This window comes from Taibaiella koreensis (assembly GCF_003545715.1).
Lineage (GTDB): Bacteria > Bacteroidota > Bacteroidia > Chitinophagales > Chitinophagaceae > Taibaiella > Taibaiella koreensis.
In genome coordinates this window covers 139,313-152,260 of record NZ_QVNU01000004.1, presented here as the reverse complement: position 1 = coordinate 152,260, position 12,948 = coordinate 139,313, and the positions used below count along the sequence as shown (strand labels likewise).

Genomic DNA, 12,948 nt, shown 5'->3' with positions numbered 1-12,948 from the left:
TTAAATAGTCAGATCATCTGATGTTTTAAGATCTGTTTATGATTAAAATAGGAATGTTCCTTCATTTACTTCCGCTGGTTGATCCGCGTCGCAGTAAGCACTGCTTTCGGGGCATTCTGATCGGTAATATACTGTAACAGCTGCTCATGCCGCTCCTGTGATTCCAGGAAAGCGCCTACATCCTTATGCCGTTGCTCAAAAGCTTTCTTAAGATGGATCGCTATGGTTTGATACAGGTCTATCATAATGCCATTTTTGGAAGCATCGGCCAGTGCCGTATGAAAATCGATATCTGCCTGCATGCAAGCCTCAAGATCACCAGCTTTTGCATAGGCCAACCGCTTGTTCAGGCATTGCTTCATCCGGGCAATATCTTTCATCGTGCGGTGTGCCGCAGCCCGCTCTGCAATCCTGATCTCCAGCACCAGGCGCACCTCATCCACGTCATCAAAAGACGCCTGCTCCAGGTATTGGGTCAAAGGCTTTCCCGCGCCATTACGGGAAGCAACAAATGTACCAAGTCCTTGCTGCACCTTCACCCATCCGTTATGCGCCAATATGCGAATCGCTTCCCGAACCGACGATCTGCCCACGCCGAAACGCAGCATCAGATCCGGTTCCGTAGGAAGCTGTGTGCCCACTTTAAAGGTACCCGAGGCGATCTCAACCTGGAGTTGCTCCGCTACAGACTCGGCGAGGCTTTTTCTGTTCAATGTAATTTTATTCATCCTATCATCTGATGTTTGCAAAAGTAACCCAAATTTTCAAACCGGGAAATTTTTTCCGCTTTATTGCTGCCGGGCTGCATTGTTTCTCAGGTTGCCCGCCGCTGACATCAAAAAAAACGATAAACCAGGGCGGCAATAAGCCACCCCGGTTCTCCTGTTTCAACCGCAATTGTACCTTGAGCCCCGGTACCCTTATCTTACTCCCGGACCAGCTTTCGCGTATAGCTCGCGCCATTCTTAAGCGTCCAGGTCACGAAATATATTCCCTTGCTCATGCCGGAGAGATCCACGGTTTGTTCCTGCATTTTTTCCAGGACAGCAGCCCGTAATGTCTGACCGCAAATGTTGGTCACCTTTGCCGAAACCGGCTCCTGTCCCGTATTACTGAGGACGACATGATCCCTTGCAGGGTTAGGGCTTATTGTGAGCGCAGCTGCTGCGCCGGCCTCCTCAATGCCGGTAGCCGGAACATACTTGGCATATTTATACTCGAATTCAAAATAGACATCCTGTGTACCATTCATGCCGGTAGCATTTTTTACATTGGTCACTTTTACAGCTACATACAGGTCGCTGCCGCGGATCCTGCCCAGGTAAACTTTATTTGCCTCTACTGAAAAGATATTCTTAGAAGCGCCGCCCGCATTGTATGAGGCGAAAATGTGGCTGGCATTGGTGGCTGTGCTGTAATTGAACGAGGGCGGGGCCATCATCCAATAGGTGGTGCCATTGCCCTTGATATCGCCGCCCCATATAGAGCTTACGCCCGAAGTAAAGCCGAAATCCCCGTTATTACCGAAGGGGCCATTATGTTCTACCAGATCGATATTGGCCTCCTGTCCGCCGGTATAAGCACTCATAGTAGCGGAATCAAAGCTGTACACGTACTTCCGGTTGACAAAATCATAGGCCGATTTTGATCCATTAGCGCTGGAACCAAAAGGCGCATTGTTGTTGATCGAAGAGCTGTGGTGCTCATAGATACGGATACCGGTGACGGTCGTAAGGGTTTGGGCATGGATAGCCAGGGCCGGGCCCATAAGGCCCAGGCAAAGTAGCATTCTTTTCATAACCTTTGCGGAATATTGGTTTTAGATGATAGTGTAAGACTTCAGGTGTGGGAAAAACGTTGGCCATAAATAGCCGGTTGGTATAATTTTTTTCAGGAGCGGCTATAGCAGTATAAACATATATAGTTACCTGGTCACGGAGAAAAGATTTTACAATAATTATACCCCGACAAGCCAACCCTGGTACGGTCTCTTAACGTCTTCTCCTTAATGATCGATCCGTATTACAGGCGATATCTTTTGCTATATATTTCCTGGTATCACGTAGAAAGAGAATCACTACGAATACAGGAAGGTGCAGCGTTGATTCATGGCCTATATCGTTCGTCTATACGGGGTTCAGGCGCCATATTGTGTTTAAACGGTATCTTTGCAGTACTCCAGTCGTAACGGTACGCCGGAGATGAGTTTATGGCAACGATCTATATCAAGAACATGGTGTGTAACCGATGCATCATGGTGGTAAAAAACGAACTACAACAATTAGGTATCGAGCCGGTGAAGGTTGCTTTAGGAGAAGTAACGCTTGAACAGCCCTTGCACCCGGATCAGAAGGGACTGCTGGAGGCCGCGTTCAGCTCATTGGGATTCGCTTTGATCGACGACCGTAAAAGCCAGCTGATCGAGAAAGTCAAAAACCTGATCGTATCATTGGTACACCAGGATAACAGCGATCTGAAAACCAATTTATCCGGCTACCTTAGCAGTCATCTCCATCACGACTATACTTATATTTCCAACCTTTTCTCGGAGGTAGAAGGAACAACTATCGAAAAATATTTCATCGCCCAGAAGATCGAACGGGTAAAGGAGCTATTGGTATACGATGAGCTCACCCTGAGCGAGATCGCCTATCAGCTCAACTACTCCAGCGTGGCGCATTTGAGTAATCAATTCAAAAAGGTGACTGGCCTCACACCCAGCCACTTCAAGAACATCAAGGCCGAAAAAAGAAAGCCGCTGGACAAGGTATAACACCTGTATATTATTTCCCACTGCGGGCAAATGAAGGGAAATAGCATCTGGACATACAGTATAGTGCCTTGTGTTGTTGCGCAGGCCTTTGTTCCTTATCTTACCCATCGTAATCATTGTTTTGTCACGCAGTCTCAGAGGCGCCAAGCTATTACATTAAGCCGCGTTTATTGTTCCTCCTGGCGTCGTGGCGCCGCAGCGGGAAGACGAAGCCATAAACATCTCATGGCTCCTGTCTGTAAATCTTATAAATCCTTTCCATAAATGTGTAACAGCCACCCTGCTGAACAATACGACCTTTGTATTGTAAATCATTTTTATGGCTACGGAAACATCCCCATTATATATACCCCTTGAAGGCGTGGAAAGTGAGCATTGCGCGCTGATCGTCGACAATGGCCTCAAGCAGGTAAAGGGCATCACCACGCATAAGGTAGAGCTGAATAATCAACGGGCGCTTATCACTACCGACAGGGAGGAAGCCTTACCCGAAGCGGTACAAGCTATACGCGGGCTCGGCTATGGCGTGACAACAATCAAAAGGACCTTCCCCGTGCTGGATATGACCTGCGCATCCTGCGCCGTAAGCGTTGAGACCATGGTAAAGGCCCAACCCGGTGTACTGAGCGCTTCTGTGAACTTTGCTACGGCAGCGCTTACTGTTGAATACCTGCCGAACATAATACAGGCCGAAGGGATTCGCAAAGCAGTACAATCCATCGGTTACGATCTCCTGACCGAAGGCGGCGAACAGGAAGCAGAAACGCTGGATGCCATCCACAGCGAGAAATTCAAACAGCTGAAGCGAAGGACTCTTGGTGCTGTGATGCTATCGGTACCGGTAGTGATTATCGGTATGTTCTTCATGGACATCCCTTATGCCAATTATATCATGTGGCTGCTGTCAACCCCTGTTGTGCTTTGGTTGGGCAAAGATTTTTTCGTCAACGCCTGGAAACAAGCCCGTCACCGCTCAGCCAATATGGATACCCTTGTCGCCCTGAGCACAGGTGTGGCCTATAGTTTCAGCGTGTTCAATACCTTATTCCCTGGCTACTGGCATGCCCGGGGCCTGCATCCGCATGTTTATTTCGAAGCTGCGGCTGTGGTGATCGCCTTTATACTATTAGGCAAGATGCTGGAGGAAAAGGCCAAAGGCAATACCTCCTCCGCGATCAAAAAGCTGATGGGCCTGCGACCCAGAACGGTAACGCTGATACACGAAGGGGGACACCAGATGGAAACGCCGATAGAAAAAGTGAATCCAGGCGACCTCATCCTGGTAAAGCCCGGCGAGCAGGTCGCTGTCGACGGTATCGTTGTCGAAGGCAGCTCCTATGTGGACGAAAGCATGCTGAGCGGCGAGCCTCTGGCAGTGTCCAAAAAAGCGGAGGACAAGGTCTTTGCCGGTACCATCAACCAGAAAGGAAGCTTTAGTTTCAGGGCCGAGAAGGTAGGCGCGGCAACCATGCTGGCGCAGATCATCCGTATGGTGCAGGAGGCGCAGGGCAGTAAGGCGCCGGTGCAGAAGCTGGTGGACAAGATCGCGGGCATTTTCGTTCCCGTAGTATTAGCAATAGCAATCATTACATTTATAGCCTGGTTCTTCCTGGGTGGCGACAATGGCTTTACACAAGGACTTATGGCCTTGGTCACCGTCCTCGTAATCGCCTGTCCCTGTGCATTGGGCCTCGCCACGCCAACCGCGATCATGGTCGGTGTAGGCAAAGGCGCAGAACAAGGGATCCTGATCAAAGATGCGGAAAGCCTGGAACAGGCCAGGAAAGTCGATACCGTAGTCCTGGATAAGACCGGTACGCTTACAGAAGGACGCCCCGTGGTAACCGATATCGCCTGGCTGAACGGCGACAACGGAGCGAAACAAATGTTGTTCAGCCTGGAAAAGCAATCGGAGCACCCCCTGGCCGAGGCCGTTGTCCGTTATTATGAAGGTATGGCGGCACTTCCGCTACAGCACTTCGAAAGCATTACCGGTAAGGGCGCTCAGGCACTCATTAGCGGCACAACCTATTTTGCCGGTAACCAGAAGCTGTTACAGGAGCGGGAGATCGACATAGCGGGAGCATTGATTGAAAAGGCCGCAGACTGGGCCGCTCAATCCCAAACCGTGATCTGGTTTGCCGACGATAAAAGGGCTTTGGCAGTGCTGGCTATAGCCGACAGGATCAAAGAAACCTCTGTCGAAGCGGTTACAGCCTTGCGCCAGGCGGGTATTGAAGTGTATATGCTGACCGGCGATAATGAAGCAACGGCAAAGGCCATTGCGACCCAGACCGGCATCGATCATTATCAGGCAGAAATACTACCCGAGCAAAAGGCCGCTTTCATCGGGGAATTACAGTCGCGGGGCAGAATGGTTGCAATGGTGGGCGATGGTATCAATGACAGCGCCGCACTGGCGCAGGCGGACGTCAGCATCGCCATGGGAAAGGGTAGCGATATCGCCATGGACGTTGCCAAAATGACGATCATCTCCTCCGATCTGAACAAGATCCCGCAAGCGATACGCCTGTCACGGCAAACCGTAGCCGCCATCCGGCAAAACCTGTTCTGGGCCTTTATCTATAATATTATCGGCATTCCCCTTGCTGCCGGTGTGTTGTATCCCGTTAACGGCTTTTTGCTGAATCCTATGATCGCTGGTGCGGCTATGGCCCTTAGCAGCGTTAGCGTAGTCGCCAATAGTCTCCGGTTGAAATGGAAACCGTAAATCCTGTAAATCAAAGCAGGGATTGTATAACAGACGCCCCAGGAACCAACAGTAATTTTGTAGCTCAAAGAAAAATAAACAACAATGAAAAACATCCATATTTCCGTTCCCGACATGCAGAGCAGCCATTGCCAGGCCCGGGTACAACAAGCCCTTAATGCGATCGAAGGCGCCGTGATAACCCATATCGAAGCAGGGGCCCTGAACTTATCGGCCCCGGACGACATGCCCGGCGAATCTCTTAAAACGGCTATTGAAAAGGCCGGCTATGCCGTAGCCCAAATGGAAGCAGAGGTCATACCGTCCCCGCTGCAATTCAGGACCAATATTAATTGCGGCGGCTGTGTGGCGCAGGTAAAGCCTGCCCTGGATGCTCTGGCAGGCGTATCCTCATGGCAGGTCGATACCACGGCCAAGGATAAGATCCTCTCCGTTTCCGGTGTTGCCACCGTAAAAGAAATTATGGATACCATCCGGAAAAGCGGCTTTAAAATTGAATTAATGCACACCTAAAAACGTTTAATATGAAATGGATAACAGCAGTTATGGCCGCGGCCTTTATCAGCACCGCCGCACAGGCACAAGACCAACAAAGCATCCTGGATGCTTATCTTAAAGTAAAAGACGACCTGGTACAATCTGACGGTAAAAAAGTGTCGGGAGATATTGTGTTCCTGCAGAAAGCCCTTGCTGCGGTGCCTGCTTCAGGAGAAAAGGAACCGCTCGCCAGGGCTTTGGGCAAAATGGCGCAGGCTTCCGGTATCGATGGGCAAAGGAACGCCTTTGCCGAGGTATCTGCTGCGCTCTGGAAGGTCGTAAAAGGGGGTAAGAACGTCGATGGAACCGTGTACTACCAGTATTGCCCGATGAAGAAAAGCTATTGGTTGAGTGTTGATGCCGGGGTGAAAAACCCTTATTACGGCAGCCAGATGCTGAGCTGCGGCAAAACCGTGGAAACACTAAAATAGAGCATTTTCCGACCGGTTATTATAAACATACCGGTCGGTATCTTTTACAATTGCCTAGATCACCATTTGAATCCTTTCCGGCAGTTTTGCCGGAAAGAAGATAACCCAGGTATTGATATTTATGATACGTTATATTCTGCTCCTGCTTCTTTTCTTTCCGGCCGTCTTTCTAGCCCGGGCACAATCTTCCGGGACAGATCCTGCTGCTCCCAGGGTCGTACGCTACGATCTGTACGTAAAAGATACGGTAGTTAGCTATGCGGGCAAGACCAAACGGGCTATTGCCGTAAATGGCCAGATACCCATGCCTACGTTGACGTTCACCGAAGGAGATACGGCCGAGATCCATGTCCACAACCTGCTACAGGAAGGTACTTCATTGCACTGGCATGGCGTATTTCTACCCAACCCCGAAGACGGCGTCCCTTACCTTACGCAAATGCCCATTGCGCCGGGTGCTTCCTATACTTATCGTTTTCCCGTGATCCAGAACGGTACCCATTGGTACCATAGTCATAGCGGTATGCAGGAGCAGATCGGTATGTACGGCAATCTCGTATTCCTGAAAAGAGCCGGCGACCCAACATTCAGGCCAGGTATCGACGATCTTCCCACGATACCGGTAATGTTGAGCGAATGGACCAATTACAATCCTGATAATGTGCACCGCATGCTGCACAATGCCAACGATTGGTCTGCCATTAAGAAAGACGCCGTGCAAAGCTATGGAGAGGCTTTGGTGTCGGGTCATTTCGGCACCAAATTGGGAAATGAGTGGAAAAGAATGCTGGCCATGGATGTGAGCGATGTGTATTACGATAAAATACTGGTGAATGGCAGCCCGGCTGTACCGCTTACCGCTATAGAAGGGAAACCGTTAAAGGCAGGCCACAAAGTCAGGTTGCGGATCGCCAATGGTGGCGCATCTTCCTACTTTTGGCTACGTTATGCGGGTGGCAAAATTACGGTTGTTGCCAGCGACGGCAACGACGTGGAGCCGGTAGCCGTTGACCGCCTCATTATCGCCGTTTCCGAAACCTATGATGTTATTGTCACCATACCGGAGCCCGGTAAGGCTTATGAGCTATTGGCTACTACGGAAGACCGCACCCGTTCTGCTTCTTTGCTCATAGGCAGCGGAGCAGCTCAGGCGGCCGGTCCTTTGCCCCGGCTCAAGTATTTCGATGGTATGAAGATGATGAATGACATGATGAAGATGAACGGAGACCTGGACGATATGGGAATGAATATGAGCCTGAACCAAATGGATATGAATGTGGTGATGTACCCCGAGATCACCGGCGATCCCAAAAAGAAGAAGGAAGCGAAGCCCGATGCGCCTGCACACCATCATATGGAGGGCATGAACATGGATGATAACCGCTACAACAGCAATGCGCTCAGCAAGATCGTTACGCTTAATTATACGATGCTGCGTGCGCCGGCAGCAACAGCCTTTCCCCAAAGCGCTCTCGTGAAAGAGTTACATTTTGAGCTGACGGGGAATATGAACCGGTATGTATGGAGCATGGACAACAAAATACTGTCGGAAAGCGACAAGATCGCGATAGGGAAAGGGGAGATCGTACGCATGATTATCCACAACAATTCTATGATGCGTCATCCCATGCACCTGCATGGCTTCGATTTCAGGGTGCTGAACGGGCAGGGTAGCCATGCTCCGCTCAAGAATGTGCTCGATATTATGCCTATGGAGACCGATACGATTGAATTTGCTGCCAATACCGGCGGCGACTGGTTTTTTCACTGCCACATCCTGTATCATATGATGAGCGGTATGAACCGGGTATTCAGCGTAGGCGACGAGCCAAACCCGCAATTGCCCGACAAGGCTCATGCCTACAGGAAATTGCAGCATGAGAGCAATATGCCGCATGTCATGATTGAAAATGACTTTGCTACCAATGGCAACGATGGCGGATTGATGCTGCAGAACGCACGCTGGAGCGCCGGTACCGAATGGCGGCTGGGTTACAATAACATGCACGGATACGAGACAGAGATCCATATCGGAAGATATATCGGGAGGATGCAATGGCTGATGCCATTCATAGGCTTCGACTGGCGCTATCGTAAAATGGGCATAGATGAGCATGAGGAAAATCTCTTCGGCCAAAAGAATACAAAGGACAACCGGGCCGTCCTTAGCCTGGGGCTAAACTATACACTGCCCATGCTGGTGCAATTCCAGGCCGAAGTATTTACCGATGGTATAGTGCGTCTGCAGCTGATGCGGGAAGACATTCCGATCACACGCAGGATAAGGGCAGGGTTCATGCTCAATACCGATAGGGAATACATGCTCGATCTGCGGTATATCCTCAATAAGAATATCAGCGTTCGCACGCACTACGATAGTGATATGGGCTTCGGGGTCGGGCTTACCTTGTCCTACTAAGCTTATCCGGATAATCACTTAACCTTATTCACCAGGGCCTCAGCCCCTGTTTCTGCCGCCGGCTAGTATAGATTTGAATTTTGCAAACATCAGTTTGATACACGCAAACAGATATTCCCATTTCCGGCCGACCTTTGCCTTGTCAATAATTTAATGATAACAACAAAAACGTTAACAAGCATGGCAAAAACCAAAATAGCCCTGGTAACCGGCGGTAGCCGCGGTCTCGGCCGGGATATGGCCCTTAGCCTGGCCCGCAAAGGAAACGACATCGTCCTTACTTACAACACCAACAAAGAAGAAGCGGATAAAGTAGTAGCCGAGATCCGCGTTATGGGACAAAAAGCAGAGGCATTTCAGCTGGACGCTGGCAACATTGCCTCTTTTGATGGTTTTCTGAGCGAAGTAGGTAAGCATCTTGAAGCGCATACCGGCAGTGCTCATTTCGATTTCCTGATCAATAATGCCGGCACGGCGCTGTACGCACCTTTTGCCGAAACTACCGAAGAGCAGTTTGATGCTGCACACAACATTCACTATAAAGGTGTATTCTTTCTGACGCAAAAGGCTTTGCCTTATTTGAACGATGGTGGTAGGATCGTCAATATCTCCTCCGGCCTGGCGCGTTTTGCCCATCCCGGCTCTTCGGCTTATGGATCAATGAAAGGCGCGATCGAGGTGCTGACCCGTTATATGGCCAAGGAACTGGGATCGAGGGGTATTACTGCTAATGTAGTTGCTCCGGGGCCCATCGCTACCGACTTCGGTGGCGGCAGGATACGTAATAGCCCTGAACTCAGCAACCAGCTGGCGCAGGTAACCGCCCTGGGGCGCGTGGGTCATGCCGATGATATAGGTGGTGTGGTAGCCTTCCTTTGCAGTGAAGATGCCAAATGGGTCAATGCCCAGCGGATAGAAGCTTCGGGTGGCATTAACCTGTAAAACAACAGATACAAAAGTAAATGTGTCCGGTTAGCAGCCGGACACATTTACTTTCAGGGCATAGTCACGATCAGTTGCAAGGCGCCGGTAAAGGTTGGCTCATGGCGAAAATGTCCGTACTGCTGCTCCCAGCCGCCCGAAGCCAGGTCTCCCGCCAGGCGCTGCACCAGTTCCGCCTCCTGGCCTTCCTTTAAAAAGCCCCAGGCAGATTGGGCCCGCCTTACTTCTTCATCCAGGAACGCTTCCGGCCGGCCATAGAAGGCCTCCTGGAAGCCATCTGTACAATCAAGCGGTATGGGAATGGGAATGACCCGACTATTGCCGCCAAGAGCGTCGCATATGAAATCGATCGATGGATAGCGTGCTTTTTCGATGGCGATCAGCTCGGGAAAATACCGGGCATTCCAGAAATGGTCCAGCCGGCCCGGATCGAAGGTCATCACCAGCACCGGACCTTTCGTTACCCGGCGCAGCTCTTGAAGACCTTTGCGTATATCGGGCCAATGGTGTACGGTAACCATAGCCATTGCGGCATCAAAGGCATTATCATCGAAGGGCAGATCACCTGCTTTGGCATCAATAGCGGGAACCTTATCCCGCTTCAATCGTTGGGCACGCATCACTTTTGAAGGTTCTACTGCCACCACATATTTGTCTGCTGGTTCGTAAGAACCGGCGCCGGCGCCTACATTCAGCACCGTTTGCGCCTGGCCCAGGGCCTCATTGACAAAGGCCGCGATACGGGGATCGGTTTGCCGGTAGCCGGAATATTGATGACCGTATTGATCGTAATTAAAAGCGGGATCGGTGATGAGCATCGATGATCAGGGTTCGTTAGTAAAAGGCACAAAACTACACAATTCCCTTGCTGATAACAAAAACCAAGCTAGCAAAGCTGCTAGATAAATCTCGATTTACTTTGGTGTATTGCGGTCAAAAGTAAGGGTGTCGAAGAAAATGCTGAGCGATTGCAGCTTCCCGTCTTTTACCGTCCATAGCTCCGCCACATTACCATTGATGCGTTCTCCGTTGGGAAAGCGGAACTGGTAGTTGCCGGTAACACAGGCCCGGCCGCCCTCAACGATCATGTCTCTCGCTTCCATGGATTCGAATACTCTTGAAAAGCGGGCAATTATTTCAATATAGGCATGCTTGCCGATAATTGGTTCTGCCTGGGTCATGCTGCCACCGGTAAACCGGAAATCGTCGGCGATTACCGATTCCCATCCTTCTTTCCGGGCAAAGCCCTCATAATACGTTTCCAGCAGCTGCCGGGTTGTGTTACTGTCCATTTTGACTTTTTTAAAAGGGTGAATTGTATATTTGCTTGCATTTTGCAAGTGCTAATATAAAAACTAATTGCAAAACGCAAGTACTTTTACAAAAAGATTATGGAAAAGAACAGGTCGGATTGCCCCATTAGCTGCTCCCTGGAGGTATTTGGCGACAAGTGGTCGCTACTGATCATCCGCGACATTATGTTGCGCGGAAAGGTATCGTATGGCGAGTTCCTGGAATCGGAAGAAAAAATTGCGACCAATATCCTGGCCAACCGGTTGAGTGTGCTGGAAGCTGAAGGCATATTGACGAAGCAGGTATCGCCGCACAATAAGTCTAAGTACTGCTATAGCCTTACGCCTAAGGGGGTGGATCTTTTACCCATTGTTATCGAGATCATGGATTGGGGGGCCAGGTACCACAAGCAATGTCCGCGCCGGGAGTTGGGTAAGCGGATCAAAAAGGAGAAGGCAATGGTCATCAGGGAGTACCTGGATAAGCTGCATCGCGATGCCAGGCATGCAGCACTCTAACGTTACAAGGGTTTAAACCGATATAGCGTTAAAGCAACAAGGTCATTCTTCAGTTTCCTGGTACTGTTGTATTTGTTCCAGAAGGCCCATCGCCCGCATCAAAGGCGTCCATTCTTTGCCGCTGAACAACAGCCGGAACCATTTTTGGTGCCGGTTTTTATAACGGATATGCGTAAACAGCCACAAGGCTAGTACCGTACAGCCCATGGTTACAAAGGCCTGCAGGGCCCAGAGTCCATAGCTGCCGTTTGTCAGCATTTCCCTGTTCCAGTAAAAGGTGGTCCACAGAGGAAGCTGCAGGCACAGCATACGGGCGATCCAAAGACTGGCAGACCGGATACGGATCAGCCTTCTCTGGGTTTGCAGCACCGGTGTACCCCAGTCAATATGGCTTATAGCGCTCAGTTGGTATAGATAAAGGACCAGCGCTATCGCTGTAAGTAATACCTGCAGACTGGCGGAAAACAAAAAATACTTATTGGCTGTAGCGAAACCATAGAGGTAAATGGGGGTCAGCAGGATAGCGCCGGCGACAACCCATAGCAATCCTGCAATTACGGCAAACTGTTTTGCCGGCCTCATAGATGCCAACAGGTTGCCGGCCTTTATCTGCGCAATGTCCTGCGCCTTTTGCTGCTGCAGTTGTAGGCTTTCTTCCAATTGTTTATTAGTGTTCTTCCAGAGCAGCTTTATTTCTTCCTCGTTCATAGATCATTATTTTTTTGTGAAAATCGCTTCTTTAATCTATCCTTAATGCGGCCTACACGGGTACCTACATTGCTTATGGAAAGTCCCATAATATCGCCGATCTCGGCATGGCTTTTGTCTTCCAGGTAGAGCAGGATGAGCGCTTTGTCCAGCTCATTCAGCTCGGCAATAAATTGTTCCAGCAGGCGCAGCTGCTGTTCACGGCTCCCGGATTCATAATCTGTCACCTGTTCCGCCTGATCATCGAGCGGTATATGGATCGTCTTCCGGCTTTGCTTCCGGTAGTAGGAGATCGCCACATTCAGCGCGATACGGTACAGCCAGGTGCTCATTTTATATTGCACATCATACCGGGGAAGCGCGTGCCATACCTGGATCATCATTTCCTGGATAAGGTCCTGCCGGTCCTCTTCCCGGGCGCAATACGCCCGGGCTACTTTGAACAAGATGCCTTTATGCGTTTCCAGGAGGTGTTCCAGCTGTTCGTTATTATTGTTTCCCGATTTCATTTACATAAACCGCTGCCGGTATGACTTCAATTTACTTATTATTCGCCGCGTGTTGTAAAAAAGCACAGTTGATGAATATCTTTTTTT

13 protein-coding genes are annotated in these 12,948 nt (G+C 50.1%); 7 read left to right on the top strand and 6 right to left on the bottom strand.

Going from position 1 to position 12,948, the window contains the following annotated elements:
* Positions 1-65: 65 nt before the first annotated feature.
* Positions 66-728: a FadR/GntR family transcriptional regulator gene (locus DZK30_RS14330; RefSeq protein WP_118974834.1), complete on the bottom strand. Its 663-nt coding sequence runs from the start codon at positions 726-728 to the stop codon at positions 66-68.
* Between the two features lie 197 nt (positions 729-925).
* The gene (locus DZK30_RS14325; protein ID WP_118974833.1) at positions 926-1,798 is read right to left on the bottom strand and encodes a T9SS type A sorting domain-containing protein; all 873 of its coding nucleotides are present in this window, start codon (positions 1,796-1,798) and stop codon (positions 926-928) included.
* A gap of 456 nt (positions 1,799-2,254) precedes the next feature.
* Here DZK30_RS14325 and DZK30_RS14320 point away from each other — a divergent pair, with 456 nt between their 5' ends.
* The 6 genes from DZK30_RS14320 to DZK30_RS14295 all read left to right on the top strand — a co-directional run bounded on the left by DZK30_RS14320 (position 2,255) and on the right by DZK30_RS14295 (position 9,833).
* Positions 2,255-2,773 carry a helix-turn-helix domain-containing protein gene (locus DZK30_RS14320; protein ID WP_240432931.1) on the top strand — a complete coding sequence of 173 codons (519 nt, stop codon included), beginning with the start codon at positions 2,255-2,257 and terminating at the stop codon, positions 2,771-2,773.
* A 319-nt stretch (positions 2,774-3,092) separates the two neighbouring features.
* Positions 3,093-5,504: a heavy metal translocating P-type ATPase gene (locus tag DZK30_RS14315; RefSeq protein ID WP_118974831.1), complete on the top strand. Its 2,412-nt coding sequence runs from the start codon at positions 3,093-3,095 to the stop codon at positions 5,502-5,504.
* 84 nt (positions 5,505-5,588) lie between these two features.
* The gene (locus DZK30_RS26445) at positions 5,589-6,017 is read left to right on the top strand and encodes a heavy-metal-associated domain-containing protein (protein WP_240432930.1); all 429 of its coding nucleotides are present in this window, start codon (positions 5,589-5,591) and stop codon (positions 6,015-6,017) included.
* A gap of 11 nt (positions 6,018-6,028) precedes the next feature.
* Positions 6,029-6,472: a DUF3347 domain-containing protein gene (locus DZK30_RS14305; RefSeq protein WP_118974830.1), complete on the top strand. Its 444-nt coding sequence runs from the start codon at positions 6,029-6,031 to the stop codon at positions 6,470-6,472.
* 121 nt (positions 6,473-6,593) lie between these two features.
* The gene (locus DZK30_RS14300) at positions 6,594-8,891 is read left to right on the top strand and encodes a multicopper oxidase domain-containing protein (RefSeq protein WP_118974829.1); all 2,298 of its coding nucleotides are present in this window, start codon (positions 6,594-6,596) and stop codon (positions 8,889-8,891) included.
* 180 nt (positions 8,892-9,071) lie between these two features.
* Positions 9,072-9,833, top strand: coding sequence for an SDR family oxidoreductase (locus DZK30_RS14295; RefSeq protein WP_118975240.1), 762 nt, complete (start codon positions 9,072-9,074; stop codon positions 9,831-9,833).
* Positions 9,834-9,886: 53 nt separating this feature from the next.
* Here DZK30_RS14295 and DZK30_RS14290 read toward each other — a convergent pair whose 3' ends face one another.
* Together DZK30_RS14290 and DZK30_RS14285 are read right to left on the bottom strand one after the other, a co-directional pair.
* Complete coding sequence (locus DZK30_RS14290; protein ID WP_118974828.1) at positions 9,887-10,651, bottom strand: class I SAM-dependent methyltransferase; 765 nt, start codon at positions 10,649-10,651, stop codon at positions 9,887-9,889.
* Between the two features lie 96 nt (positions 10,652-10,747).
* Positions 10,748-11,125 (bottom strand): nuclear transport factor 2 family protein, encoded by a 378-nt coding sequence (locus DZK30_RS14285; protein WP_118975239.1) that lies wholly within the window; start codon positions 11,123-11,125, stop codon positions 10,748-10,750.
* A 99-nt stretch (positions 11,126-11,224) separates the two neighbouring features.
* Here DZK30_RS14285 and DZK30_RS14280 point away from each other — a divergent pair, with 99 nt between their 5' ends.
* Entirely contained in the window at positions 11,225-11,644 is a 420-nt protein-coding gene (locus DZK30_RS14280) for a winged helix-turn-helix transcriptional regulator (protein ID WP_118974827.1), read from the top strand.
* A gap of 42 nt (positions 11,645-11,686) precedes the next feature.
* On the opposite strand, the gene DZK30_RS14275 is transcribed toward DZK30_RS14280, so the two are convergent.
* Together DZK30_RS14275 and DZK30_RS14270 are read right to left on the bottom strand one after the other, a co-directional pair.
* Positions 11,687-12,352, bottom strand: a complete 666-nt coding sequence (locus DZK30_RS14275) for a hypothetical protein (protein WP_118974826.1) — start codon at positions 12,350-12,352, stop codon at positions 11,687-11,689.
* On the bottom strand, positions 12,349-12,861 hold the full coding sequence (locus DZK30_RS14270; protein ID WP_118974825.1) for an RNA polymerase sigma factor: 513 nt from the start codon (positions 12,859-12,861) through the stop codon (positions 12,349-12,351). Before DZK30_RS14270 ends, DZK30_RS14275 begins: the two co-directional genes overlap by 4 nt.
* Positions 12,862-12,948: the final 87 nt, after the last annotated feature.